Below are 25542 nucleotides of genomic sequence, written 5' to 3'. Positions count from 1 at the left end.
TCACGACCGTCCGGTCCTGATTGATCAGGGCTTCATGGCGGTCGGATGACTCGCCCTATGGAGCCCCAAATGCTGCGCATCTACAAAAGCCAGAACAGCCACCTCGTGCTCGTCGACATGCTCGACGGCATCGCCTCCCAGACGCCGGCGATCTGGTTCGATCTCTTCAATCCGTCCGTCGAGGAAACGCGCCTTGTCGAGGGTCAACTCGGCATCGCGATCCCGACCCGCGACGAGATGCAGGAGATCGAGCTTTCCGACCGGCTCTACCAGGAGGATGGCGCCGAATTCATGACGATGACGGCAACCGCGAAGCTCGACAGCGACTACCCGGTCAAGGTGCCGGTGACCTTCATTCTCAAGGGCACGACGCTGGTCACGGTCCGCCATGCCGACCCGAAGCCGTTTCAGACCTTTTCCAATCGCATCCAGAAGGCGAACGGCCAGATCTGTGAGAGCGGCGAACTGGTGATGCTCGGCCTTCTCGAAGCGATCATCGACCGCACGGCGGACGCGCTCGAGCGCGCTGGCAGCGAGGTCGACGCGATTTCACGGGAAGTGTTCCGCAAGACCAATGCCAGCGCCACCAAGAAGACGCGCGACCTGCAGTCGCTGATCGAGCAGATCGGCCAGAAGGGCGACCTCTTGACGGTGATCCGGGAAAGCCTCGTCAGCATCGGCCGGCTTGTCGCCTATCATGTGGCGCTCGAAGGCATGGGACCGCGCAAGGCTGGAAAGGAAAGCCGGCAGCGGATCAAGCTGATCCAGCGCGACGCGACCTCGCTTGGCGATCACGCGCTGTTCCTGTCGAACAAGATCAACTTCCTGCTCGACGCGACGCTCGGTCTCATCAATCTCGAGCAGAACCAGATCATCAAGATCTTCTCGGTTGCCGCAGTCGTCTTCCTGCCGCCGACGCTGGTCGCCTCGATCTATGGCATGAACTTCGGCGTGATGCCGGAGTTGCAATGGGAGTTCGGCTATCCTGCGGCACTTATGCTGATGGTGATCTCGGCAATCGTGCCGTATTTCTACTTCAAGCGCCGGGGCTGGCTCTGAGCGCGCAACCCGGTATATCGCGGCCCTGAATGGCGCCTCCGTTCAGGGCTGCGGGTTTCCACGACGAGCGAGGATGGCATGAGAGCCGCCACGGGCCTGATCGACCGGCGCAGTTTCATGAAAATGGCGGGTGCGGCCTGGGTAGCAAGCCTTGCGCCCGAGCGGGCATTCGCCTTGAGACGAGCGGATGCCGTCTTCGCGTCCGCCTTCATGGCGCCCGATGGAAGCTACGGCGTCGCGACGCTGACGGAAACGGGCGAGATCATCGAGCGCACCGCACTGCCGGCCCGCGCCCATGGCATGGCCTATTCGCCGGTCAGTCGCCGGGCAGTCGCCTTTGCCCGTCGACCGGGCACCTATGCAATGATCCTTGCGACGGACGGCACGGCGGAACCGGTGGTCATCGCCGCGGCGGAGGGCCGGCATTTCTACGGCCACGGCTGCTTCTCCGCGGATGGCAGGCTGCTCTATGCCACCGAGAACGACTTTGCCGCCAACCGCGGCATGGTCGGCATCTATGACGGCACCGACAACTTCGCCCGTATCGGCGAGGTCCCGACCTATGGCATCGGCCCGCACGACATGACGCTTGCCGCCGATGGACGCCTGCTGGCGATTGCCAATGGCGGTATCGAGACGCACCCGGATTTCGGCCGCACCAAGCTCAATCTCGACCATATGGAGCCGAGCCTGACGCTGGTCGACACGCGAACCGGAGCGCTCGTGCAGAAACACGGACTTCCTGATGACCTCAGCCGGCTATCGATCCGCCATGTCGATATCGGCCCGAAAGGCGAGATCTGGTTTGCCTGCCAGTACGAAGGCGCGCGCAACGACCTGCCGCCGCTCGTCGGGCATTTTTCCAGGGGGGAGGACCTCCAGTTCCTATCACTGCCCGAGCGCACGACGGAAGCGCTGGCAAATTATGTCGGCGCGATCGCGGTCAACCGGCACGAGGGGTTGATCGGCCTGACCTCGCCCAAGGGCAACGTGGCCGTAACGCTCGATGTCCGGACCGGAGCGGTGCTGAAGGAGGAGCGCGTCGTTGATGCAGCAGGGGTTGCCGCTGCCGATCACGGCTTTGCCGTCTCCTCCTATGATGGCCACTTCAAGCGGCAGCAAAGCCGCGTCGCCTGGGACCAGCACATCGTGCGATTGAAGTAGTCCGAAAGAGACGAGGCGCCGCGCGTCTAGACGCGCAAAGGTCGCTCTGACACCTGTTTCCAGGCATCTTTCCGATTCCAGCGATTCCACCTGAAAGCGGGATCTCTAGGCGGCGAGATCCGCAGCACCAGAGAGCCGCGCCAGGTCATTCCAGCGATAGGCGACCTGCTCATGCGTCTCGTCGCCGAGCGCGACCTGTCCCTGGGCGACCGGCACTGCGCCCAGACGCTCGTAGAAGGATCGGTTCGGATTGGTCGACAGAACCCAGGCGAACAGCGAAGAGCCCCCCATCTCGCGGCTGTGCGCCGCGACGCTTCGCACCAGCGCCGAACCGATGCCGGCACGCTGGAACTCTTCGAGAATGTAGAGCGCGTAGAGCTCCCGGTCGAAGCGCGGCGGCATGGAGCGCGCCTTGCCATAGTTCGCAAAGCCGATCACCTTGTCCGCGTTCATATCGACCGCCACCAGATGAAAGACCCCGGCAACGCGCATTCGCCTGGCGTGGCGCAGCGCCTGCTGCTCGATCGTCATGGCGTCGAGAAACTGATCGGCGATCAGGCCACGAAACGTCGTTCGCCAGGTTTCGACGATGACAGAAGCGATCATCATGATGTCATCCGGAACGGCCGGGCGAATTTCGATGCGGCGGAAGCTGTTCATGAAGGAGATATAGGTGCGACAAGCGGGCTTAAAAACGGCACGAACGGGAGTGGCGAGGATTTTTCGCGAGCGGGCGCAAACACCGTCCAAGGCCGGTCTCTTCCGTCTTTCCGTCTTGTCGTCCTGGGAAGGCCGTGCGACTGTCCGCCGACCGGGGCCGGTAGGCCCGTAGACATTATGCAGGGCCTTTTCATTGATGGACGACCGTGATCCCCCCGATTTCCGAAAGCGCATTCGCGAGAGTTTCGCGCGGCAGGCGGCGATGCGCACGATCGGCGCAGAACTGACCCTCGTGGAACAGGGCACCGTCGAGATCGAGCTACCATTCGACGAGAAGCTGACACAGCAGCATGGCTTCCTGCATGCGGGCGTGATCTCGGCGGCGCTGGATTCGGCCGGCACCTATGCGGCCTATTCAGTGATCGACCCCGATGCCTCGATCCTGACGATCGAGTTCAAGGTCAACCTGCTTTCGCCGGGGCGCGGCGAGCGCTTTCTGTTCCGCGGCGAAGTGACCAAGCCCGGATCGACGATCATCGTTTCCGACGGGCGCGGCTATGCGATCCGCGCGGACGGGCCGGCGAAGCTGATCGCGTCGATGACGGGAACGATGATGGTGGTGCGGGGACGCGAGGGGATCGAAGGATGAGTTTTGCCGTCAAGGACGTCGCCGGGCGCAGGATCCTCCACGTGATGGCCGTGGATGCCGAATACGGGCCACATCTCAAGGAGCGGATCAAGCCGCTGATGACCGGCGTCGGCCCGGTCGAAGCGGCCGTCGTGCTGACGCGGACGCTTGCCGAACTCGCCGCGGAGCGTGCGCTGCCCGATCTCGTCGTTTCGCTCGGCTCGGCCGGCGCCGCCAAGCTCGAACAGACCGAAGTCTACCAGGCGGTTTCGGTCGGCTACCGCGACATGGATGCCTCGCCGCTCGGTTTCGAGAAGGGCAGGACGCCGTTTCTCGACCTGCCGGCGATAGTGCCGCTACCGCTCAGGATTCCAGGCGTGCCGGAAGCCCGGCTTTCGACCGGCGCCAACATCGTCTCGGGTGCTGCCTATGAGGCTGTTGACGCCGACATGGTCGAGATGGAGACCTTTGCGGTCCTGCGCGCCTGTCAGTCCTTCGGGGTTCCGCTGATTGCGCTTCGCGGTATTTCCGACGGCAAGGCCGAGCTCAAGCACGTCAGCGACTGGACCGAATATCTTCACATCATCGACGAGAAGCTTGCTGATGCGATCGACCGGCTGGAGAATGGGGTTTCGACCGGCGAGATCCGGCTCTAGACGCTCATCCCGCCCTGAAACCCCGGAATTGTCGGGGTGCAATTGAATCGTTGCGCTGATGGCGGGCTTTCATTAAAGGCTCGCCATGATCAAGCTTGTTTGAAGGCCCCAAATGACCCAGACAGCCCATCCCGACACCGTCCTCATCGTCGACTTCGGCAGCCAGGTGACGCAGCTCATCGCCCGGCGCGTGCGTGAATCCGGTGTCTATTGCGAAATCGTGCCGTTCCAGTCGGCGGAAGAAGGCTTCCGCCAGCTTAAGCCGAAAGCCGTCATTCTCTCCGGCAGCCCGGCCTCGACGCTCGAGATCGGCTCGCCGCGCGCCCCCCAGGTGATCTTCGATTCCGGCCTGCCGGTCTTCGGCATCTGCTATGGCCAGCAGACCATCTGCGCCCAACTCGGCGGCAAGGTCGAGAGCGGCCATCACCGCGAATTCGGCCGCGCCTTCCTGGAGGTCGAAAAGGACTGCCCGCTGTTCGAAGGCCTCTGGTCGGTCGGCTCACGCCACCAGGTCTGGATGTCGCATGGCGACCGCGTCACCGCGATCCCCGAGGGCTTCGAGGTCGTGGCAACCTCGGCCAATGCGCCCTTCGCCTTCATCGCCGACGAGAAGCGCAAGTATTACGCCGTGCAGTTCCACCCGGAAGTGGTGCACACCCCCGATGGCGCCAAGCTGATTTCCAACTTCGTGCACAAGATCGCCGGCATCAAGGGCGACTGGTCGATGTCGGCCTACCGCGCCAAGGCGGTCGAGGCGATCCGCAAGCAGGTCGGTGACAAGAAGGTCATCTGCGCGCTCTCCGGCGGCGTCGACAGCTCGGTCGCAGCACTGCTCATCCACGAGGCCGTCGGCGACCAGCTCACCTGCATCCTCGTCGACCACGGCCTGATGCGCAAGGACGAGGCGAAGAACGTCGTTGCGATGTTCCAGGAGCACTACAACCTCCACCTCCTGCACATCGACGCGTCCGATCGCTTCATCGGCGAGCTCGAAGGCGTCAGCGACCCCGAAACCAAGCGCAAGATCATCGGCCGCCTGTTCATCGAAGTGTTCGAGGAAGAGGCGAAGAAGCTCGGCGGCGCCGACTTCCTCGCCCAGGGCACGCTCTACCCCGACGTGATCGAAAGCGTCTCCTTCACCGGCGGCCCGTCGGTGACGATCAAGTCGCACCACAATGTCGGCGGCCTGCCGGAGCGCATGAACATGCAGCTCGTCGAGCCGCTGCGCGAACTGTTCAAGGACGAAGTGCGCGTGCTCGGCCGCGAACTCGGCCTGCCCGACAGCTTCATCGGCCGCCATCCCTTCCCGGGGCCGGGCCTTGCCATCCGCTGCCCGGGCGGCATCAGCCGCGAGAAGCTCGAGATTCTGCGCGAAGCGGACGCGATCTATCTCGACGAGATCCGCAAGGCCGGCCTCTACGACGCCATCTGGCAGGCCTTCGCCGTGCTGCTGCCGGTGCAGACCGTCGGCGTCATGGGCGACGGCCGCACCTACGAGTTCGTCTGTGCGCTGCGCGCCGTCACCTCGGTCGACGGCATGACGGCGGACTTCTACCACTACGACATGGAGTTCCTCGGCCGCGCGGCAACGCGCATCATCAACGAGGTCCGCGGCATCAACCGCGTCGTCTACGACGTGACCTCGAAGCCGCCGGGCACGATCGAGTGGGAATAACCAGTCATCTCGATGCCATCGGACAAACTCTATAACGATCCAAAGCTTGTAGAGTTCTACGACATCGAGAACGGCTGGGCCGCCGATTCCGAATATCTGAAGTCCATCTCCGCTGGCCACACCTCGATCCTCGATCTCGGGTGCGGCACCGGCCTGCTGACTTCTGCTCTGGCAGCGACGGGCAAACGGGTCGTCGGCGTCGATCCGGCAGTCGCGATGCTGGATGTCGCGAGGTTAAGACCGGGCGGCGACCGGGTACGCTGGGTCGAAGGCGACGGGCGAACGATCCGCCTTAACGAGAGCTTCGATCTGGTGCTGCTCAGCGGCCATGCTTTCCAGGTCTTCCTCACCCGGGAAGATCAGCTTTCCGTTCTTCAGACCATCGCCGTGCATCTGGCTCCTGAAGGGAGTTTCATTTTCGATAGCCGCAATCCACGGATGGAAGAATGGCGAAAGTGGACGCCGGCCGAATCCGAACGGGACATCGTTCATACAGTGCTCGGCAAGATTCTCGCGTGGAACGATGTGCGGCATGACGCGGAGACGGATATCGTGGAGTACGGAACCTTCTACCGGATCGCAAAGGACGGATGCACTTACGCGGCCCAGTCGAAAATCGCTTTTCCCTCCTATGAAGACCTCGTCTCGATGATGGATGAAGTCGGACTCGTCGTCGAACGGTGGCTTGGCGGCTGGGATGGCAGACCGTTCGAAATCTCCGCGCCGGAGATCATCCCGATCGGCCGGCGGCGATAGATACGCCTGATATCCGTCGCCGAGATTTGCGGAGTTCTTGGGGCGCGTACGGTCGGAACTCCCTTGTCGATCAAGTCAGTCCCCGGGCAGCGGCGCGCAGGATGATCGCGCGCGCCTGCCGGCCTTCCGGCGTCGGCAGTCCCGGATAATTGTGCGGCTGACCCCGTCGCAGATGAAGTGACGTCGATAGAGGCGCTGGCCCATACGGCCGTTCTACACCGCTCCGAAGTGCTCACGGATCAGGCGTTTGCGGCGCTCGTCGACGAGAGCACACATCTGGTGGTCGGATACTTGCAGTAGCTTTTGGATGGCTATCGTGAGCGAAATCTCGACCGGTTGCGACGGTACTTTTTGCTGCTTCAAGCGCATTCGAGGGATTGCTGAGCGAACCTCGTACAGTCACTCCCGATAGCCCTGAAGCCCAATTCGCCGCTGCCAACACGATAGCGGCCGCTTGCAAAACAAGGGGCGGATCAGACGGTCCGCCTTTTTCGCACGCGAATTAAATAGTGTTGACTAATCAATCAGCATACACTAATGATTTTTGCATGATGATCGAAACCACTCCCATCACCGCCGTCATGCGCGCCCTTGCCGACCCCACCCGGCGGGCCGTCTTCGAGCGCATCGCCAATGCCGACGAGATCACCGTGGTGGAACTGACGCGCGGCAGCGGGGTGACGCAGGGCGCAATCTCGCAGCACCTCAAGTCGCTGAAACAGGCAGGTCTGGTCGTCGAGCGACCCGAAGGCCGTAACGTCTACTACCGCGCCGAGCCCGAGGGGCTGGCGCCGCTCGTCGACTGGATGAGCCACTACGGCGCCTTCTGGCGCGACCGCTTTGCCAACCTGCGCAATCTTCTCAAGGAGATCGACCCATGAACGATGCAGCAGCCCTGAAATTCGAGACGCAAGACATCGTCGTCGACGAGATCTTTCCCCATGCACCGGAGACGATCTGGAAAACGCTCACGAACGGCGAATTGATGGGCCGCTGGATCATGCCGCCTTCAGGTTTTGAAGCCGTGGAGGGCACCCGCTTCACCTTCCAGACGACGCCGGCCGGCGCCTGGGACGGAACAATCCGCTGCCAGGTGCTGGAGGTGCGCCCGCATGAGCGCTTCGTCTACTCGTGGCAGGGCGGAGACGAAGGCAATGTCGGCTACGGCTCGCGCCTCGATACGGTCGTCACCTGGACACTGACGAAGGTCGACAACGGCACGCGCCTTCGCCTCGTTCATTCGGGCTTCGTCACCCCCAAGAACGACACGGCGTTCAGCAACATGAGCAACGGCTGGCCGAAGGTCCTGTCGCGCCTCGGCTCCGTCACCGACGAGCAGAACTAGCATCGACGCCGGATCGATCGTCGCGACGATCCGGCACCTCACAGACCCGAAACGAGCAAGGAGAAGGGTCGGCGCCACGCTTGTCGTCGCGCACCGGGCTTTGCCGTGCCCTTAACAGGAGGAATGGATGAGCAAGTCCTATATAGGCGGATGCGCCTGCGGTGCGCTTCGCTATCAGATTTTCGGAGAACCGGTTTTCTCGAACGACTGCCAGTGCCGCGACTGCCAACACGAGAGCGGCACCGGGCATGGATCGCATATGACGTTCCGGCGCGACGGGGTGAAGCTCGAAGGCGAAGCCAAGCACTGGGACATGGTCGCCGACAGCGGCAATGTGAAGACGCGCGGCTTCTGCCCCACCTGCGGCTCGCCCGTCTACATGACCTTTGCCGCCATGCCGGAGTTCTTTACCATTCGCGCCGCAAGCCTCGATGATCCAGGCCGCTACAAGCCTCAAGCAGTGACCTACACTGTTCGCGGGTACGACTGGGACCAACTCGATCCGGCTCTGCCGAAATTCGAGAAAATGCCGATCTAGGACGGCTATGAAGGTTGCGCAGGACTTGCCTTGGCATGCCCTGCACGCGCCCACCTTTTCCCAGACGCCCCACAATCCGCCGTGTCGCGATCATCGACTTGGAGTTGGTCAAGATGCTTGCCAGCTCGCGCGTTTTGCCCGAACGTGGTGCCACCGCCGGGCCGCATCTGCCGCCATCCCGGCGACGATGAACACGGCTGCAGCGTTCGACAACGGCGAACAATAGCTTCGCTTTTCGACCACTAGTTCGAACACCGACCCAATGTCATCTTCTGCCCATCGAAATGCCTTTCGGCACGCCCGACAAACAGGAGAGACAGATGCTTCGTTCCCTCATGACCAGCGCAGCCATTGCTTTTGCCGCCCCGGCGCTCGCCGATGTTCAACCCTATCCGTCGTCCTTCACGACGCAGGAGATCGCCACCAACGGCACGACCCTTCACGTCCGCATCGGCGGATCCGGACCGACCGTCGTGCTGCTGCACGGCTATGGAGAGACGGGCGACATGTGGGCGCCGCTTGCCGCCGAACTGGCGCGCGACCATCGCGTCATCGTGCCCGATCTCAGGGGCATGGGGCTCTCGGCAAAGCCTGAAGCCGGCTACGGCAAGAAGAATGAAGCCAGGGATATCGCCGGCGTGCTGGACGCCCTGCAGGCGGACAAGGTCGACGTCGTCGCGCATGACATCGGCAACATGGTCGGCTATTCGTTCGCCGCGCAGTATCCGTCGAGGACGACAAAGCTCGTGCTGATGGACGCACCTTTGCCCGGCGTCGGCCCGTGGGACGAAATCCTCAAGAATCCGCTGCTCTGGCACTTCCGTTTCGGCGGACCCGACATGGAGCGGCTGGTCGCGGGCCGCGAACGCATCTACCTCGACCGCTTCTGGAACGAATTCTCCGCCGACCCGAAGAAATGGGATGAAGCATCGCGCGAGCACTACGCGAAGCTCTATGCCCAGCCCGGGGCGATGCGCGCCGGTTTCGCGCAATTCGCAGCCTTCGACCAGGATGCGATCGATGACCAGGCGCTTCTGAAGAAGGGAAAGCTCACCATGCCGGTTCTGGCTGTTGGCGGCGAAAAATCCTTCGGGCCGACAATGGCCGTCGTTGCCCGCGCCGCCGCCGACAATGTCACGGAGGTGGTCATTCCAGCTTCAGGCCACTGGCTGATGGAAGAACAACCTGAAGCCACGGTGAATGCGATCCGCAGCTTTCTCGATGCGGAGTAGTCAAAGCACCTGACGCCCAAGTCGGGCTCAGCGCCTCGTTGCCGTTCGCAATCGCCGCGCGTCCTGTCGGACGCGCGGCGGGGCCACGCGCCGATGCCGGCCACGCGAGCTCAGGAATGTTTCAACTGCGTGTTGCAGATGCTGTAGTAACCGCCACCCTTCTTGATCCAAGTAAGGTCACCCAAGGTGTTGTTTGCCTTGTCGGCCTTGTACTGATCGAGGCAGGTATGCATGCGTGCTTTTCCTGCGGTTTCATTTGAGTATTTCGGGTCGACCTTCTTCGGGAAAACCACGCCTTTCGGCGCCTTTGCAGTCGTCGCCGCCGGCTCTGGCGCATTGTCGGTGTTGGCGGCCGTCGGTTCTTCATTTGTCATGGCCGCCGGTTTGGCAGCAGTGCTGGTTCCGCATTGCGATTTGCGGAAGTCGTTCCATTTCATGCCATTGAGCGAGCCGGCAGCTTGCGCGGCCTTATATTTCGCACTGCATTCCGTCATGCTTAAAGCGTGTGCGGGAGATATGAAAATGAACGGGGAAAATGCGAGGGCAGCAATGGCTGCAATTCGGGTGATCTTCATGGGGATTCCCCTTATTCAAGAAGCATCAAACGCCCAAGAGGCTCTTGAACGCCAGCCTCGCCCCAAGAATCCGCCGCGTTTGTGACCCGATGATGGAGTTGCGCGCAGCCGGCGCCGCGAAGCCATCACGCCTCGGTGAAGTGTCGGCCTCGCTCACGCAAATCGGCAAACGTCTCTGGCCGGCGGAACGAAGGGCTGGCTGATTGCCTGGAGTGCGGGGCGCTTCCAGCTTCTCCGCTTGGGCCTGCTCCGGCGCAATCCGTGCCGCCCCCCAGTTCTTAGCGACTTGCGGAGCGCCGTCGGAATGCCGATAAGCGCCACCAGCATAACGATACGGGAGGAGCCCATGGACATTTCCGAAATCATCATCGCCGGCGATACGCCCGGCATCGAATGGCGCCTGCCCGTCTTCCGCTTCAAGGGCCGGAGCGCTGCGGCACCCAAGACCTATATCCAGGCGGCATTGCACGCCAACGAGCTGCCGGGCACGGCACTGGCGCATTTCCTTCTGCAAAGGCTGCAGCAGGCGGACAAGGACGGCGGCATCCTCGGCGATATCACCATCGTGCCGCAGGCGAATCCGATCGGCACCGCGCAGTCGCATTTCGGCGAGTTGCAGGGCCGCTTCGATCTGGGATCGCGCACCAATTTCAACCGCGATTTTCCGCTGATCTCGCTTACCGACCGCGACACCCTCATCGATGATCTCGACCGCCATTCGGCCACCGATCGGCTGAAGCGCCAGTTGCTGCACATGGCGCTTGGCGCCGACTTGATGCTCGACCTTCACTGCGACGACGAGGCGCTGCAATACGCCTATATCGACGACGCCTTCTGGCCGGAGGCGGGAGACCTCGCCTCCGCGCTCGATATGGAGGCAGTCTTCCTCTCGGATGGCGAAAGCTCCGCCTTCGAGGAGGCTGTCGCCTACGCCTGGAAATATGAGACCGGGCAGAAGAAGGCGCGCCTCCCCGGACGCCTCTCGGTCACCGTCGAGCTTCGCGGCACGCGCGACGTTTATCCGGAGCTTGCCCGCAAGGATGCTGAGGGCGTCTTCCGCTTCCTCGTCGCCCGTGGCGTCGTGGCCGGTGACGAAGAGCCGATCGCACCCTTCGCCGGCATCGTCGCGCCGCTCGACAATATCGAGATGATCCGCGCGCCGGAGGCAGGCGCCATCCTGTTCCATCGCGACATCGGCGAAACCGTGAAGGCCGGAGACCTGCTCGCGACCATTCTCACCCGTCCGGGCCGAGCCGACGGCGCGCTGGAGGTGCGCGCGCCGCAGGACGGGCTGATCGTCACCCGCGTCTCGACCCGCCTTGCACGCCGACGCTCGGACCTGATGAAGATCGCCTGCGCCGCGCCCTCCGGCGCCGGGCGCAAGCCGGGCCCGCTCGAGGCCTAGCAGACATTCCGGGAAAGCGTAAATCCGTCCCGGCTCACCTGACTCAGCGGCCGTCACCCAAGGTGGCGGCCGTCATCTTCGGGCTGTCGAGAAGTATGGTCGAGCGCAGCGTCTTGATCTCGGCAATCTGCTCGAACTCGCTCCAGAGCAGGCGCTTGTAGTCCGCGACGTCGCGCACGGCGATCTTCAGGAGAAAGTCGAAATCGCCGGCGACGGTGTGGCATTCCACCACCTCCGGCATACGTGAGATCAACTCGATGAAGCGGTGGCCGACCTTGCTGGCGGTACGCTCCAATGTCACCTCGACAAAGGCCTGGAAGCCGATGCCAGCGGCCTTCGGATCGACCACGACCGTCTGGCGGATGACGCCGGCCGCATAGAGCCTGGTGAGCCGGCGCGACAGCGGCGCCGGCGATAGACCGACGCGGGCTGCGAGCTCGTTGTTGCTCAACGACGCATCCTCGACCAGCAAGCGGATGATCCGCCGGTCGACCTGATCCAGCTCCAGCGATACCTTCTCGACCACGTTTGAACCCCGCATGCGCAAATCAGCAAATGATATGCAGGATTTTGCGCAAAACGCACGATGTCAACATTGTCTCCGTGGCAAAAATCGCATCGATTTTGCGCTGATCCTGACCTAAGAAGGAAGCCGCAGGGCAGCCGGAGAAACGCGGCCGGCTGGCTTTTCGACAGACAAACGCAATCGCTGCCACGCCAAGGGGGAATTCCGGCATGTTCGACGCACTGACCCGCCAACCCGACGATCCGTTGCTCGCCCTGATCGGGCTTTATCGCAAGGACGAACGCCCCGGAAAGGTCGATCTCGGCGTCGGCGTCTACCGCGACGAGACCGGTCACACGCCGATCTTCCGCGCCGTCAAGGCAGCGGAAAAGCGGCTCCTCGAAACCCAGGACAGCAAGGCCTATGTCGGCCCCGAGGGCGACCTCGTCTTCATCGATCATCTGTGGACGCTGGTCGGCGGCGACACCATCGATCGCAGCCACATTGCCGGCGTGCAGACGCCGGGCGGTTCCGGCGCGCTGAGACTTGCAGCCGACCTCATCCACCAGATGGGCGGCAGGCGCATCTGGATCGGCCTGCCGAGCTGGCCCAACCATGCGAGCATTTTCAAGACGGCCGGCCTCGAGCCCGCCGGCTACCCGTTCTTCGACGTGCCGTCGCAGACGGTGCTCTTCGACAACATGATGACCGCGCTGCAGGGCGCTGCCGCCGGCGATGCCGTTCTCCTGCATGCGAGCTGCCACAACCCGACGGGCGGTGTCATCACCGAAGCGCAGTGGATGGAGCTTGCCGCGGTCATCGCCGAGCGCGGGCTGCTGCCGCTCGTCGACCTCGCCTATCAGGGCTTCGGCCGCGGTCTCGACGAGGATGTCGCCGGTCTTCGCCACCTGATCGGCGTCGTGCCCGAAGCGCTGGTCGCCGTTTCCTGCTCCAAGTCCTTCGGCCTTTATCGCGAACGCGCCGGCGCGATCTTCGCGGTGACGACCTCGCCCTCCTCGGCCGATACGGTCCGCTCCAATCTCGCCGGCCTCGCGCGCACCAGCTACTCGATGCCGCCGGATCATGGCGCGGCGATCGTGCGCATGATCCTTTCCGACGCTGATCTCGCACGCGATTGGAAGGAAGAACTCGAAACCATGCGGCTGCGCATCACCAACATCCGCCGGGCGCTCGCCGAAGGCCTGCGCGACCGCTGGCAGGCGCTCGGCGCCGTCGCCAGCCAGGAGGGCATGTTCTCGCTGCTGCCGCTCACGGAGGCCGACGTCATGCAGCTCAGGAACGAGCACGGCATCTACATGCCCGGCTCCGGCCGCATCAACATCGCCGGCCTGAAGACGGCGGAAGTCGAAGGCGTCATCGCCAAGTTCAGGAATCTCTGAGGATCAGATGGCCGAGCGCAGCATCGACGTGTCCGAAGCCCCGGTAGAACGCCACCGCCTCTACGAGGATGCGCTGGCGATCTTGACGGGCACGCTGATCATGTCGCTCGGCGTCATCATCTACAGCAAGGCGATGCTCTTGACGGGCAGCACCTCTGGCCTGGCGCTGCTCTTGCAATATGCGACCGGCGCGGAGTTCTGGCTGGTCTTCTCCCTCGTCAATCTGCCCTTCTACGTCCTGGCGGTCAAACGGCTCGGCTGGATGTTTGCGCTGCGCACCTTCCTCGCCGTCAGCCTCGTGTCGCTGTTTTCGCGGCTGACCGCCGGCTGGGTGGAGATCGGTCGGCTCGACCCCATCTACGCGGCGGTCGTCGGCGGCGGACTGATGGGCACGGGTCTGCTGATCCTCTTCCGCCACCGCACCGGGCTTGGCGGCATCAACATCGTGGCGATCTATCTCCAGGAAAAAATCGGCGTCCGCGCCGGCTACTTTCAGCTCGCGGTCGATCTCGCCATCCTCGCCGCCGCCTACTTCGTGCTGCCGCCGGCAAACCTCGTGCTTTCGGTCGTGGGCGCTGCCGTCGTCAACATGACGCTGGCGATCAACCACAGGCCCGGCCGCTACGCCGGCGTGACCTGAAACAAGGTCAGCGCCTTCCCTCGGGCTCGCCGGGACGCTATCACTCCCATCACGCTTTGAAGTTGCGCGATTCCGGACGGCTGCCGGAGTTGCTCACGACGATATTGGGGCATGGAATGACGGTTACGATCTACGGCATCAAGAACTGCGACACGATGAAGAAGGCGCGCACCTGGCTCGAAGGCCGGGGCATTGCGTACCGCTTCCACGACTACAAGGCCGAGGGCATCGACCGCGCGCGCCTCGAACGCTGGTGCAAGGAAGCCGGGTGGGAAACGGTGCTGAACCGTGCCGGCACGACCTTCCGCAAGCTCGACGAGGCTGACAAGCAGGGTCTCGACGGAGAAAAGGCAATCGCGCTGATGCTGGCCCAGCCTTCGATGATCAAGCGCCCGGTGCTCGAAGCCGACGGCAACCTGCTGATCGGGTTCAAGCCCGAGCTCTACGAGGCGACGCTATAACGCTTGATGCGGAGCTAAACGATGTCGAAGACCACGCGTGCCACGCAAACGCTTTCGAAGGCCGGCGTTACCTTCACGGTGCACAGCTATGACTACGATCCCGATGCCGAGCGCGTCGGCCTGCAGGCGGCGGAAGCGCTCGGCGAGGATCCGAGCCGGGTGCTGAAGACGCTGATGGCCGAGGTCGACGGCAAGCCCGTCTGCTGCATCGTGCCCTCCGACCGCGAGGTCAGCATGAAGAAGCTCGCCGCCGCTTTCGGCGGCAAGTCGGCGGCCATGATGAAGCCGGCGGATGCCGAGCGGCTGACCGGCTACCACGTCGGCGGCATCAGCCCGTTCGGGCAGAAGAAGCTGGTGCCGACGGCAATCGAGGAAGCGGCGCTTGCCGAAACCGCGGTCTACATCAATGGCGGCCAGCGTGGGCTGCAGGTGCGGCTCGCACCGCGCGACGCCCAGGCCGCACTGAGGGCGATCGCGGCACCGCTGATCGCCTGATCTCTGCCATCAAAATATCATGGATGGCCTATAGGAGCAGCCAGGCGGGAAGGGGAAATCTCCGATGGTTTCCGCCCGCAGCGCGCTCACGACCGGGAGCGTGGGGTCGCTTCGGAGTCTTTTCATGGCATCTGCAAGGTTTCTGCGCGCGAAGCGTCTTCTCAAACGCCTCGTCATCGGTACGGTTGCGCTCGTTGCAGCCCTGGTCCTCTATCTCGTTGGTCTGCAATGGACCGGCAACTTTCACACGCTCGTCGCCGGTGAGGTCTACCGTTCGGCGCAGCCGACCGCGGAAGCAATCGCCGCCTATTCCAAGGCCTACGGCATCCGCACCATACTCAACCTGCGCGGCGAGAAACCGCATGAACGCTGGTATCGCGACGAGGTCGCCGCCGCCGAGCGTAGCGGTATCCGGCTCATCAACTTCCCCATGTCCGCCTCGGCGGAGATCGACCGCGCGGAAACCGACGCGTTGATGGCGATCCTCAGGGACGCGCCGAAGCCGCTGCTGATCCACTGCAAGGCCGGCGCCGACCGCACCGGCCTCGTCTCGACGATCTACCTGCAGCAGATCGCCGGCGTCGACGAGGAGACGGCCGAGTGGCAGCTTTCGCTGCTCTACGGCCATGTTGCGCTGCCTTATCTGTCCGGCACCTTCGCGATGGACGAGACCTGGGAAGCGCTGGAGAAGTCGTTCGGCCTCAGCAGCTGAGGCGGCACGCGTTGATCGGTCGCGAGCGACCTGCCCGACCTTGCCCCTCATCCGCCTGCCGGCATCTTCTCCCCGCAAACGGGCGAAGGAACATTGCGGCGTTCATTCGCCAGACCTAGCCGCAACGACGATCGGCGAGCTGCAGCATGCGTCCCCTCGCCCCGCCTGCTGGGTGGGGGCAGAGCCATAAACGATGTCGCTGCAATCTACCGCAGCTTCGCCAGCAGCGCTGCCAACTGCCTTGCCTCGGCCGCGGTCAATCGGGCGCCGACATGGGCTTCGATCGATGGGCCATAGGTCTGCCACATGCGTTCACGCATGGTCCGGCCGGCCTCGGTGATCACCACCCACTGGCCGCGACCATCGGCGTCGAAAGCTTCGCGGCGAACCAGGCCCTCCTTCACCAGCCGATCGATCAGGCGCGAGAGATTGTATTGTGCAAGCAGCGTGCGCGCTTCGATCTCGAAGGGACGCAGACGGCCGTCTTCCGCCTGGACCAGCTCCCACAACACGTCGTACCAGCCAAGCGGCGGCAAGCCCGCAGCCTTGAAATCGGTTTCGATCCGCGCAAGCACGCGCTCACGGACGCGCATCAGCCCAATCCAGGCCTCGGTCGTTTCCGCGCTCGGGCGTTTTGCTTCGTCTTTTTCCTCGTCGATCATAAATGCAATTACATCCATCTTGAAAGTCGAAGCAAGCTTACATACATGCAATTGCATCTATATTGCTTCAACCGGGAGACTGCCATGCTTACCCTCGTCAGCCACCATCTCTGCCCCTATGTGCAACGCGCCTCGATCGCGCTTGACGAAAAAGGCGTTCGTTTCGAGCGGACCTATATCGACCTCAAGTCCAAGCCCGACTGGTTCCTGAAGATCTCGCCTCTCGGCAAGGTGCCGCTGCTCCAGGTGCCGCAGCAAGACGGCGAAGCCGTGCTGTTCGAAAGCTCCGTGATCGCCGAATATGTCGAGGAAACTCAAGCCGGTCCGAGGCTTCACCCCGAAAATGCGCTGGAGCGCGCCCGGCACCGCGGCTGGATGGAATTCGGCTCATCGATCCTTTCGGAGCTCTGGGGCTTTGAGACGGCCAAGGACCAGGCAACCTACGAGCAGAAGCGCAAGGCGATCGCCGGCAAGTTCGCGACCGTGGAAGCGGCACTCGGCGACGGTCCCTACTTTGCCGGGGCCGGCTTTTCCCTCGTCGATGCGGTCTTCGCACCGATCTTCCGCTACTTCGACCTCTTCGACACACTCGCCGATCACGGCATCTTCAACGGGCTCGATCGAGTCCGTGCCTGGCGAAGGGCGCTCTCCGAGCGGCCGAGCGTCAAGGCGGCAGTGACCGCCGATTACGGCGAGCGGCTGATGGCCTTCCTCAGGGATCACGACGCCTACCTGCTGCGTGCGCGAGAGGCATAGGCAGATAGGATCGCAGCCAGCATCCCGTCCTTCAGTTTCGTTTCGCACTGGCCTATGACAGCACCAAGCCATGCGGGAGGAGCTGCACATGACGGACCTGACCTCGACCTTGACGATCCTGGAGCCCTACCCCGGCCTTTACGCCTATTATGACGGGCGTAACGCCGGGGTGCGGCTTCACGCGGAAGCGCCGAACTGGCTCGATGACGGCGCCTATGAACTGGGCATCGCCTCCTATGCCATCGTCGATGGCCGCGAGGCGCTGGTCTATGACACCCACATCTCGCTTGCCCATGCCCAGGCGATCCGCGATCATCTTGAAAGCCTCGGTGTCACCTCGATCCGCGTCGTGCTCAGCCATTGGCACAAGGACCATGTCGCCGGAAACGCCGTCTTTGCCGATTGCGAGATCATCGCACTCCGGCTGACGGCGGAGAAGCTTGAGGAAAATCGCGAACGGATCGAGACGGCGACGCCGCCCATCCGCCCCCTCGTCATGCCGAACCGGCTGTTTACTGAGACGCTCACGCTCACCGTCGGCGAGCGTCCGGTCGAGCTGCATCACTTTGCGATCCACAGCGCCGACGGCAATGTCATCTGGCTGCCTGAGGAGAAGCTGCTGCTGGCCGGCGATACGCTCGAGGATACGACGACCTATATCAGCGAGGCCGACCAGACGGCGACGCATGTCGCGGAACTTGTGCGTCTGCGGCAATGGCCGATCGAAAGGATCCTGCCTGCCCATGGCGACCGCGAGCGCATCGCCGCCGGCGGCTATGGACCGGAACTGATCGATGCCAACCGCCGCTATATCGAGCGGCTGACGCATGCGATTGAGACCGGTGCAAGGATCGGCACGCTCGCGGAATTCGCCGCCGAAGAGATCGGCTCCGGCGCGCTCGTCTATTTCGCGCCTTACGAGACAGTGCACCGGAGCAATGTCGAACGGATGAGGGCTGCCCTGGCGGCACGCTAACCGCGGAACGATGCCGGGCAATCAGCCTTCATTTTCGCCGCAAAGCGCTCTAAGTCTTCTTCTTCCGATTCAAAAGACAGGCAGATCATGACCTATCCCGCCAATACACCCAATCCCATCGATCCTGCAAAACTCGATAAGCTTGCAGAAGTCGCGATCCAGGTCGGCCTGCAGCTCCAGCGCGGCCAGGACCTGGTGATGACCGCGCCGGTCGCGGCAATGCCGCTGGTGCGCCTGATCACCAAGCACGCCTACAAGGCGGGTGCAGGTCTGGTGACGACGCTCTACTCCGACGAAGACACGACACTGGCACGCTACGCCTACGCTCCGGACGAGAGCTTCGACCGCGCGAGCGACTGGCTGTTCGAAGGCATGGCCAAGGCCTTTGCCGGCGGTGCTGCGCGCCTGGCGATCTCCGGCGACAACCCAATGATGCTCTCGACGCAGGACCCGGCAAAGGTCGCGCGCGCCAACAAGGCGAATTCGATCGCCTACAAGCCGGCCCTCGAAAAGATCTCCAACTTCGACATCAACTGGAACATCGTCTCCTACCCGAACCCGTCCTGGGCGAAGCTGGTCTTCCCTGATGATCCGGATGCGATTGCCGTCGAAAAGCTCGCCAAGGCCATCTTCGCCGCCTCGCGCGTCGACGTCGCCGATCCGGTGGCCGCCTGGAAGGAGCACAATGCCAGCCTCGCCCGGCGCTCGGCGTGGCTGAACGGCGAGCGCTTTGCGGCGCTGCACTTCACCGGCCCCGGCACCGACCTGACGGTGGGCTTGGCCGATGGGCATCTGTGGTGCGGTGGGGCGTCGGAAGCCAAGAACGGCATTACCTGCAATCCGAACATCCCGACCGAAGAAGTCTTCACGACGCCGCACGCGCTGCGCGTCGAGGGCCATGTCTCCTCGACCAAGCCGCTCTCGCACCAGGGCACGCTAATCGACAACATCCAGGTGCGTTTCGAGGGCGGCCGGATCGTCGAGGCGAAGGCCTCGCGTGGCGAAGAGGTTCTCAACAAGGTGCTCGACACCGACGAGGGCGCGCGCCGGCTCGGCGAAGTGGCGCTCGTGCCGCATTCCTCGCCGATCTCGGCCAGCGGCATCCTGTTCTACAATACGCTGTTCGACGAAAATGCTTCGTGCCACATCGCGCTCGGTCAGTGCTATTCGGGCTGCTTCGTCGACGATGCCAAGCTGACGCCGGAACAGATCCGCGCCCAGGGCGGCAATTCGAGCCTGATCCATATCGACTGGATGATCGGCTCCGGCCAGGTCGACATCGACGGCGTGCGCGCTGACGGCAGCCGCGTGCCGGTCATGCGCCAGGGCGAGTGGGCCTGATCGCGCGATCAAGGGCCAACTCATTTCTCAGCACCATCGAGGCCGCCGCAGAAATGCCGCGGCCTCTTCGTTAACAAACCGGCTGGCCGGCAACGCGAGACGCTTGCTCAATGGTTGCAAGCCCGCGCTCAAGCGCGGGCCGGTCGCACCTTGGGCAGCAATTGTGCGCGCTGGCTGAACCAGACACTGGCGAAGACGACGAGGATGCCGAGGGCCTGGACCGGCGTCAGTTGCTCGCCAAGCACGCCCCAGCCGAGCAGGATGGCAACGACCGGGCTCAGGAAGCCGAGCGGCGAGACGGCCGACGGCTCGAGGCGTGAGAGGCCGCGGAACCAGAGAAGGTAGGTAAAGGCGGCGCCGATCAGGCCGAGATAGGCCAGACCGAGAACGTTTGCCGTCGTCAATGAAGGCAGGGACGGTTCGAAGAACAGCGCTACCGGCACGAGAAGCAGGCCGCCGGCCGCCAGTTGCCACGCGGTGAAGGTGAGCGGCGGCACCGGCGGCGCCCAATGGCGGCTGAGGACCGTACCGAAAGCCATGGAGACGGCGCCGGCGAGACCGGCGAGGACTCCGAGCGGATCGAGCGTGGCGCCCGGCGTCAGAACCAGAAGGCCGACCCCGACGATACCTGCAAGGCCGGCCGCGACGCTGAGTGTCCGGATCGGCGAACCGAGGAAGACGCGCGACAGCAAGATGACGATCAGCGGCTGAACGGCGCCGACCGTGGCGGCAACGCCGCCTGGCAGTCGGTAAGCCGAGACGAACAGCATGGCCCAGAAGAAGGAGAAATTGAGCGCGCCGAGGATGAAGGTTCGCGGCCACCAGATACCCTCAGGAAGACGCCGCACGATGAGCAGCAACAGGAGCCCTGCCGGCAGGGCCCGCAGCATCGCGACCGTCAGCGGATAGCCGGACGGTAGGAACTCCGTCGTAACGAGGTAGGTGCTGCCCCAGATGGCGGGCGCAAGCGCAGTCAAGGCAAGGTCGGCGGTGCGGTTCGTGCTCATATCTCTACCTAAAGAATCTCTATATCAAGATAAATTGAGACTAGCACAGTTTATCTCTACGTCAAGATATTCTATAGCTGTTGGAACAATGGAGGCTTCGGATGGATCGCGTCGACAGGATATTGGCTCAATGGCATCGGGAACGGCCGGATCTCGACGTGTCGGCCATGGGCCTGCTCGGCCGCCTCTCGCGGCTTTCGACTCATATCGGCCGGGAGATCGAAAAGACCTTCGCCGAACGCGGCCTCTCCGCTTCGAGCTTCGACGTGCTGGCGACGCTGCGCCGCTCCGGACCGCCGTACCGGCTTTCGCCCGGCGAACTGCTGGATACGACCATGGTCAGTTCCGGCACCATGACGAACCGCATCGACCAGTTGGAGAAAGCCGGCCTCGTCGAGCGGATCGCCAATCCCGAGGACCGGCGCAGCGTCATCATCGCCCTGACTGACGAAGGGCTGCGCCGGGTCGACGAGGCGGCGACCGCGCATGTGGCAAACCAGCATCGGATCGTTTCCGAGCTTTCGCCCGAGGAGCGCACGACACTCGACCGGCTGCTGCGCAAGTATCTGGCGGCGTTCGAGTAGCCGCTGCTAGAGCATCCCGCCTTCAAGTGAAATCGCTGGAAGCGGAAAGATGTTCAGAAGCAAGTGCTAGAGCGAACTTAGTGCGTTCATATGAACACACGGCACTCTAGATGCTGGCGACCAGCCGACGGACACGCGCGAGATGCGCTTTGCGCTTGGCGTCGGTCGCTCGATCCATGTCGTGCAGCGCGAGCATGCGGAAATTCAGGCTCTTGGCGCAGAAGGCGGCAATGCCGCGCCTCAAAAGCCGCTTCACCGGATTGCCCATATAGAGCTGCACCACCCACCACGGCGACCCGGTCGTCGTCAGCGCCCAGAAGAGCTTGATGTTGTGAAGGCGCGGGATGATGCGGCCGCCGGCCGGATCGTTGTCGAAGGCGATGCCCGGCGCGAAGACGCGGTCGAAGAAACCCTTGAGGATCGCCGGAAAATTGAACCACCATTGCGGAAAGACCAGCACGAGGCCATCGGCCGCCTGCAGTCGCGCAATCCAATCGGTGACGGCCGTTCGATCATAGGCCTCGGTAAAGTAGCTGCCGCGCTCGGCAACGCTCAGGCGCGGATCGAAATCCTCGCGATAGAGATCGAGCAGGTCGACGATGTGGCCGTTCGCCTCCAGCGCCGCTCGCGCCTCACGCGCAACGCTTGCGGCAAAACTGTCTTCGAGCGGGTGCGCAAGCACGAGCAGAATACGCATGTTTCTCCCATCCCGCCCAACCGGGGACTTAAACGCTTTGCCGGATTCCGACCGGAGATCGTGCGGCTGCCTAGAACAGGCTGCCCTGCTTCGGCGGATCGCCCGTCGGCTCCGAGGACTTCATCTGCTTCTTGCGCGGCGCCGGCGTCTGCGGGGCGGGTTCGTCACCGCCTTCGCCGGCAATTGCCGAAACTCGGCCATCGGCAAATTCCAGGCTGAGCGCCATGCCGGGGGTTACAGCCGCGGCCTGGCGCACCGGACCGCCTTCGGCATCGCGGATCAGCGCGAAGCCCCGCTGCAGGACGTTGCGGTAGGAAAGCGACTGCAGGACGCGATCCTGAGCGACGATGATGCCGCGCAAGCGGCGAACGTCGGCGCGAACCGCCGCATCGGACCGGGCGGCAAGCCCGGCGACACGATCCGAAGCACGGTGGATCTGACCGATGAGGCGCGACGGCAGGGCGCGCAGCGCGGCATCCGCCGCCTGGACCCGCGCCTCGCCGCGATGCACCTGCCGCTCGACGATACGTTCCGCGCGGTTGATGAAGTCGGCGATGCGCTGGCGGCGCTCGGAGAGCTTGCCCTTGAGAAGATCGGCACGCAGCTCGGCCGAGACGCGCTCGAACTGGCGCCGCTTGTTGGCCGTGTTCAACTGCAGGCCGCGCCCGAGCCCAAGGGCGGCCTCGTCGAAGCGGCGGCGCGGTAGCGCCAGCAACTGATCGAGCGACGGCAGGGCGCGCGCCAGGGAACGCACGGCCTGGCGGCGATTGTCCATCTGCCGCCCGACGGCGGCCTTGAGACGGGCCGAGAGGCCGGAAACCGCGGCCTCGAGATCAGCCTTCACCGGCACGGCCATTTCCGCAGCACCAGTCGGCGTCGGCGCCCGTTGGTCGGCGGCATAGTCGATCAATGTCCAATCGGTCTCGTGGCCGACCGCGGAAATCAGCGGGATTTCGGAGGCGGCCGCGGCGCGGACGACGGCTTCGTCGTTGAAACCCCAGAGGTCCTCGAGGCTGCCACCGCCGCGGGCGACGATCAGCACGTCTGGCCGGGCCATCGCGCCGCCGGGCTCGATTGCGTTGAAGCCGCGGATCGCTGCCGCCACCTCGTCGCCCGAACCATCGCCCTGCACCCGGACCGGCCAGACGACGACGTGCACGGGAAAGCGGTCGGCAATGCGGTGCAGGATATCCCGGATGACCGCACCCGTGGGCGACGTCACGACGCCGATCACCTTGGGCATGTAGGGTAGCGGCCGCTTGCGGCCGGCATCAAAGAGCCCTTCGGCGGCGAGCTTGCGCTTGCGCTCTTCCAGCAGCGCCATCAGCGCGCCGGCACCGGCCGGCTCCATCGATTCGATGACGATCTGGTACTTCGACGAGCCCGGGAAGGTCGTGACCTTACCGGTCGCGATCACTTCCATGCCTTCCTCGGGCCGGAAGCGCAGGCGCGAGAACGTGCCTTTCCAGATCACCGCATCGATGCGCGCCCGATCGTCCTTGAGCGCGAAATAGGCGTGGCCGGACGAATGCGGGCCGCGATAGCCGGAGATCTCGCCGCGGACGCGCACCTGGTCGAAAGCCTGCTCGACCGTTCGCTTGATCGAGCCGGAAAGCTCGGACACCGAATATTCGGTGAGGTTGCTCGGAGAATCGCTGTCGAAGAAAGAAGCCATGGCTTCTTTTACCGCACCCTCGGCCGAAGGCCAGCACATCCGTTGCGCTTTCCATCCGCCGACGGCAGGCGCGCTCAAGGTTTCAGGGCATAGAGCCGAATGGACGCGCCTGCCGAAACCGGCAGGGGCGAAAGAAAGGCCGGCACGCGCCCGGCGGCAAGCTCCGCATAGAAGCCTTGCGGCGCCCTCGTGGCGATCATTTGCGCCTGAGCGTCCGCGGCGCAGAAGGCCAGCACCGGATGCCCGAGTTGGCGTAGCATGGCCTCCGCTTCTTCCGGCCGCGCCAGGCCGATCTTCAATTCCGCGAGCATGCCGGCGGCATTGCGATGATACGGCGCGCTCAGCACGCGGTGCTGCGTGTGGCGAAGGAGGGCCGCACCAATATCCGATGGCCCGACAACGAACGACGGCGGCAAGCCTTCCAGATCTCTCAGCGACGCCGCTGTCAGGCACGCCTCACCGTTCGAGGTTACGGTTTCGCCTGCCACAAGTCCCCCGATCCCCTTGTCGACGAGCGTTCCGGCCATGGCCCATACCGCCGGAACCGAAATGAGCAGCGTGACGATGTAAATCAGAGAGGCGCCCATCCCTGCCGTTCCGCCGTTTGAGCGGGCGCGAAGGTCGGTGAGCAGCAACGCGATCGGCACAATCGCCAGAAGATTGGAAAAGACCATCCCGCGCACCTGCACGAGCGCAATCAGCAGGCTCGAAAACACAAGTGCGAAGAGGATGAGGTTGAGATCGATCCTGTCACGGCGCCAGATGCGCCAGGCGCAAAGCAGCGCGGCAAACGCACCGGTGAAGTAGTAGTAGCCCACGATGCTCGCTGATTCCGTCCTTGCAATGGCGACGAAGGAGCGTGCCTCGGTGACGTTGTCGAGCCACAGTTCGCGAAGCAGCGGATCGAGCCCTGCCAAAGGATTGCCCAGGCATTGCGGCGCCACCAACAGTGCCACGGCAATGACTCCCAGGCCGCAAGCGCCAAGGGCGAAAAACCGCACGACGGTCGGTCGATTGCTGACCATTGCCGCGGCAAGGGCAAGCAGGCCGCCTCCCGCCAGCGCCAGCGAATAGAAGGCGATCGAGAGATTGTCGCAGGTCGCAGCCAGATAGAGGCGCGGCGGCACGGTCACGAAGAAGAAGAGGCTCAAGCTTGCAGCGAGCGAAAGGCCAAAGGCAACGGTGGCCGGCGCAGCCTGCCGGCCGACGGCGGCCCACTGGCAGGCAACGACGGCGCAGACCATGGCCACAAACGGCGTCGTTTCCGCGCCAATCGCGATCGCCAGCGCCGCCGCCAATCCTGCCATTGCGTAGCTGGACACGCGGTACTGCCGATCGACGAGCATCGCCAGCATGACCGCGACCAGGACCAACTGCACGTTATGATGATCGATCGCTCCCCCGAGAAACCGGTTCGAGGTGGCGATGAACAGCGCCGTCAGCCCCAGACAGAAATGCATGGCCGGCGTGCCGCCGACACGGCGCCCGGCAAGGCCCATTGCCGCGAGCAACGGAATCGCCAGGCAGATCGGCCATATCGCCAGGGCCATGACTTCCGCCTGCATTGCACCGACAAAGGGCCTGAGGAGAGCCATGAGCCCGGCTATGGGCAGATCAATCAGGCGCGACCAGTGCATCAACGTTCCGCCCTCGAGGCCGAGACGGACCTGCGTCAGATCGAACCAGCTTTGGCCGGCCAGCAGATCGCGCACCTCAACCAATCGCATGACATCGTCATTGTCGCGGCCGACATAGTCAGGCGCCCTCAGGAACTGGACGACGAGGAAGAGGATGATGGGTGCGCCGTAGACGAGCACCGCCCGGGACAGGCTCGACCAGAACCGCCTCGGTGCATGCGCCGTCGTCATGTCTGATAGTGCCGCAGTGCCGCTCGGCATGGTTTCCCGCCCCTTTTGCTCTCGCGCCATCATAAGGAGG

At 63.7% G+C, this 25542-nt stretch carries 28 protein-coding genes; 20 read left to right on the top strand and 8 right to left on the bottom strand.

Translation table 11 applies throughout. The features are described 5' to 3' along the window. Positions 1-69 precede the first annotated feature (69 nt). Positions 70-1059 (top strand): magnesium transporter CorA family protein, encoded by a 990-nt coding sequence (locus ACQ5BM_RS11105; protein WP_429810853.1) that lies wholly within the window; start codon positions 70-72, stop codon positions 1057-1059. 78 nt (positions 1060-1137) lie between these two features. Further along, complete coding sequence (locus ACQ5BM_RS11100) at positions 1138-2223, top strand: DUF1513 domain-containing protein (protein ID WP_429810852.1); 1086 nt, start codon at positions 1138-1140, stop codon at positions 2221-2223. Positions 2224-2328: 105 nt separating this feature from the next. On the opposite strand, the gene ACQ5BM_RS11095 is transcribed toward ACQ5BM_RS11100, so the two are convergent. After that, a complete protein-coding gene (locus ACQ5BM_RS11095) occupies positions 2329-2883 on the bottom strand; it encodes an N-acetyltransferase family protein (RefSeq protein WP_429811155.1) in 555 nt (184 codons plus the stop codon). Between the two features lie 196 nt (positions 2884-3079). Between ACQ5BM_RS11095 and ACQ5BM_RS11090 the strand changes: the two genes are divergently transcribed. The 8 genes from ACQ5BM_RS11090 to ACQ5BM_RS11055 all read left to right on the top strand — a co-directional run bounded on the left by ACQ5BM_RS11090 (position 3080) and on the right by ACQ5BM_RS11055 (position 9713). Beyond that, complete coding sequence (locus tag ACQ5BM_RS11090; RefSeq protein WP_247960846.1) at positions 3080-3532, top strand: PaaI family thioesterase; 453 nt, start codon at positions 3080-3082, stop codon at positions 3530-3532. Next, positions 3529-4167 (top strand): 5'-methylthioadenosine/S-adenosylhomocysteine nucleosidase, encoded by a 639-nt coding sequence (locus ACQ5BM_RS11085; RefSeq protein ID WP_429810850.1) that lies wholly within the window; start codon positions 3529-3531, stop codon positions 4165-4167. The genes ACQ5BM_RS11090 and ACQ5BM_RS11085 overlap by 4 nt, the downstream gene beginning before the upstream one ends. Positions 4168-4279: 112 nt before the next feature. Further along, on the top strand, positions 4280-5842 hold the full coding sequence (gene guaA / locus ACQ5BM_RS11080) for a glutamine-hydrolyzing GMP synthase (RefSeq protein ID WP_429810848.1): 1563 nt from the start codon (positions 4280-4282) through the stop codon (positions 5840-5842). Between the two features lie 12 nt (positions 5843-5854). Then, positions 5855-6598: a class I SAM-dependent methyltransferase gene (locus ACQ5BM_RS11075; RefSeq protein ID WP_429810846.1), complete on the top strand. Its 744-nt coding sequence runs from the start codon at positions 5855-5857 to the stop codon at positions 6596-6598. Positions 6599-7149: 551 nt separating this feature from the next. Continuing rightward, entirely contained in the window at positions 7150-7479 is a 330-nt protein-coding gene (locus ACQ5BM_RS11070; RefSeq protein WP_429811153.1) for an ArsR/SmtB family transcription factor, read from the top strand. Then, positions 7476-7943: an SRPBCC family protein gene (locus ACQ5BM_RS11065; RefSeq protein WP_429810844.1), complete on the top strand. Its 468-nt coding sequence runs from the start codon at positions 7476-7478 to the stop codon at positions 7941-7943. The genes ACQ5BM_RS11070 and ACQ5BM_RS11065 overlap by 4 nt, the downstream gene beginning before the upstream one ends. A gap of 127 nt (positions 7944-8070) precedes the next feature. Then, positions 8071-8481, top strand: coding sequence for a GFA family protein (locus ACQ5BM_RS11060; protein ID WP_429810842.1), 411 nt, complete (start codon positions 8071-8073; stop codon positions 8479-8481). A gap of 320 nt (positions 8482-8801) precedes the next feature. Then, positions 8802-9713 carry an alpha/beta fold hydrolase gene (locus ACQ5BM_RS11055; protein WP_429810840.1) on the top strand — a complete coding sequence of 304 codons (912 nt, stop codon included), beginning with the start codon at positions 8802-8804 and terminating at the stop codon, positions 9711-9713. A 110-nt stretch (positions 9714-9823) separates the two neighbouring features. Here ACQ5BM_RS11055 and ACQ5BM_RS11050 read toward each other — a convergent pair whose 3' ends face one another. Beyond that, positions 9824-10288, bottom strand: coding sequence for a hypothetical protein (locus ACQ5BM_RS11050; protein ID WP_429810838.1), 465 nt, complete (start codon positions 10286-10288; stop codon positions 9824-9826). A gap of 346 nt (positions 10289-10634) precedes the next feature. Between ACQ5BM_RS11050 and ACQ5BM_RS11045 the strand changes: the two genes are divergently transcribed. Beyond that, positions 10635-11693: a peptidase M14 gene (locus tag ACQ5BM_RS11045; protein ID WP_429810836.1), complete on the top strand. Its 1059-nt coding sequence runs from the start codon at positions 10635-10637 to the stop codon at positions 11691-11693. 43 nt (positions 11694-11736) lie between these two features. On the opposite strand, the gene ACQ5BM_RS11040 is transcribed toward ACQ5BM_RS11045, so the two are convergent. Continuing rightward, entirely contained in the window at positions 11737-12234 is a 498-nt protein-coding gene (locus ACQ5BM_RS11040; protein WP_429810834.1) for an Lrp/AsnC family transcriptional regulator, read from the bottom strand. Positions 12235-12428: 194 nt separating this feature from the next. On the opposite strand from ACQ5BM_RS11040, the gene tatA reads away from it, so the two are divergent. From tatA to ACQ5BM_RS11015, 5 genes are all read left to right on the top strand, one after another. Continuing rightward, a complete protein-coding gene (tatA, locus tag ACQ5BM_RS11035; protein WP_429810832.1) occupies positions 12429-13598 on the top strand; it encodes a tyrosine aminotransferase in 1170 nt (389 codons plus the stop codon). A gap of 7 nt (positions 13599-13605) precedes the next feature. Then, positions 13606-14238, top strand: a complete 633-nt coding sequence (locus ACQ5BM_RS11030; protein WP_429810830.1) for a YitT family protein — start codon at positions 13606-13608, stop codon at positions 14236-14238. Between the two features lie 116 nt (positions 14239-14354). Further along, positions 14355-14699 carry an ArsC family reductase gene (locus tag ACQ5BM_RS11025; RefSeq protein ID WP_429810828.1) on the top strand — a complete coding sequence of 115 codons (345 nt, stop codon included), beginning with the start codon at positions 14355-14357 and terminating at the stop codon, positions 14697-14699. A gap of 21 nt (positions 14700-14720) precedes the next feature. After that, positions 14721-15194, top strand: coding sequence for a Cys-tRNA(Pro) deacylase (ybaK, locus tag ACQ5BM_RS11020; protein WP_429810826.1), 474 nt, complete (start codon positions 14721-14723; stop codon positions 15192-15194). A gap of 124 nt (positions 15195-15318) precedes the next feature. After that, the gene (locus ACQ5BM_RS11015; RefSeq protein ID WP_429810824.1) at positions 15319-15906 is read left to right on the top strand and encodes a dual specificity protein phosphatase family protein; all 588 of its coding nucleotides are present in this window, start codon (positions 15319-15321) and stop codon (positions 15904-15906) included. 206 nt (positions 15907-16112) lie between these two features. On the opposite strand, the gene ACQ5BM_RS11010 is transcribed toward ACQ5BM_RS11015, so the two are convergent. Further along, positions 16113-16568, bottom strand: coding sequence for a MarR family winged helix-turn-helix transcriptional regulator (locus ACQ5BM_RS11010; RefSeq protein WP_429810822.1), 456 nt, complete (start codon positions 16566-16568; stop codon positions 16113-16115). An 84-nt stretch (positions 16569-16652) separates the two neighbouring features. Between ACQ5BM_RS11010 and ACQ5BM_RS11005 the strand changes: the two genes are divergently transcribed. The 3 genes from ACQ5BM_RS11005 (at position 16653) to ACQ5BM_RS10995 (ending at position 19641) form a co-directional block, all read left to right on the top strand. Then, entirely contained in the window at positions 16653-17324 is a 672-nt protein-coding gene (locus ACQ5BM_RS11005) for a glutathione S-transferase family protein (RefSeq protein ID WP_429810820.1), read from the top strand. 88 nt (positions 17325-17412) lie between these two features. Continuing rightward, positions 17413-18300 carry an MBL fold metallo-hydrolase gene (locus ACQ5BM_RS11000; protein WP_429810818.1) on the top strand — a complete coding sequence of 296 codons (888 nt, stop codon included), beginning with the start codon at positions 17413-17415 and terminating at the stop codon, positions 18298-18300. 87 nt (positions 18301-18387) lie between these two features. Then, a complete protein-coding gene (locus ACQ5BM_RS10995; protein ID WP_429810816.1) occupies positions 18388-19641 on the top strand; it encodes an aminopeptidase in 1254 nt (417 codons plus the stop codon). A gap of 128 nt (positions 19642-19769) precedes the next feature. Here ACQ5BM_RS10995 and ACQ5BM_RS10990 read toward each other — a convergent pair whose 3' ends face one another. Continuing rightward, the gene (locus ACQ5BM_RS10990) at positions 19770-20648 is read right to left on the bottom strand and encodes an EamA family transporter (RefSeq protein ID WP_429810814.1); all 879 of its coding nucleotides are present in this window, start codon (positions 20646-20648) and stop codon (positions 19770-19772) included. Between the two features lie 101 nt (positions 20649-20749). Between ACQ5BM_RS10990 and ACQ5BM_RS10985 the strand changes: the two genes are divergently transcribed. Next, positions 20750-21232 (top strand): MarR family winged helix-turn-helix transcriptional regulator, encoded by a 483-nt coding sequence (locus ACQ5BM_RS10985; protein WP_429810812.1) that lies wholly within the window; start codon positions 20750-20752, stop codon positions 21230-21232. Positions 21233-21338: 106 nt separating this feature from the next. On the opposite strand, the gene ACQ5BM_RS10980 is transcribed toward ACQ5BM_RS10985, so the two are convergent. From ACQ5BM_RS10980 to ACQ5BM_RS10970, 3 genes are all read right to left on the bottom strand, one after another. Next, the gene (locus ACQ5BM_RS10980) at positions 21339-21929 is read right to left on the bottom strand and encodes an NAD(P)H-dependent oxidoreductase (RefSeq protein ID WP_429810810.1); all 591 of its coding nucleotides are present in this window, start codon (positions 21927-21929) and stop codon (positions 21339-21341) included. 70 nt (positions 21930-21999) lie between these two features. Continuing rightward, positions 22000-23604 (bottom strand): exodeoxyribonuclease VII large subunit, encoded by a 1605-nt coding sequence (xseA, locus tag ACQ5BM_RS10975; RefSeq protein WP_429810809.1) that lies wholly within the window; start codon positions 23602-23604, stop codon positions 22000-22002. A 74-nt stretch (positions 23605-23678) separates the two neighbouring features. Then, positions 23679-25502 (bottom strand): hypothetical protein, encoded by a 1824-nt coding sequence (locus ACQ5BM_RS10970; protein ID WP_429810808.1) that lies wholly within the window; start codon positions 25500-25502, stop codon positions 23679-23681. Between the last annotated feature and the right edge of the window lie 40 nt (positions 25503-25542).

This window comes from Ensifer sp. B1-9 (genome assembly GCF_050474445.1).
Classification (GTDB): Bacteria; Pseudomonadota; Alphaproteobacteria; order Rhizobiales; family Rhizobiaceae; genus Ensifer.
The sequence above is the reverse complement of the archived record's forward strand: the minus strand, read 5'-3'. Positions and strand labels throughout refer to the sequence as shown.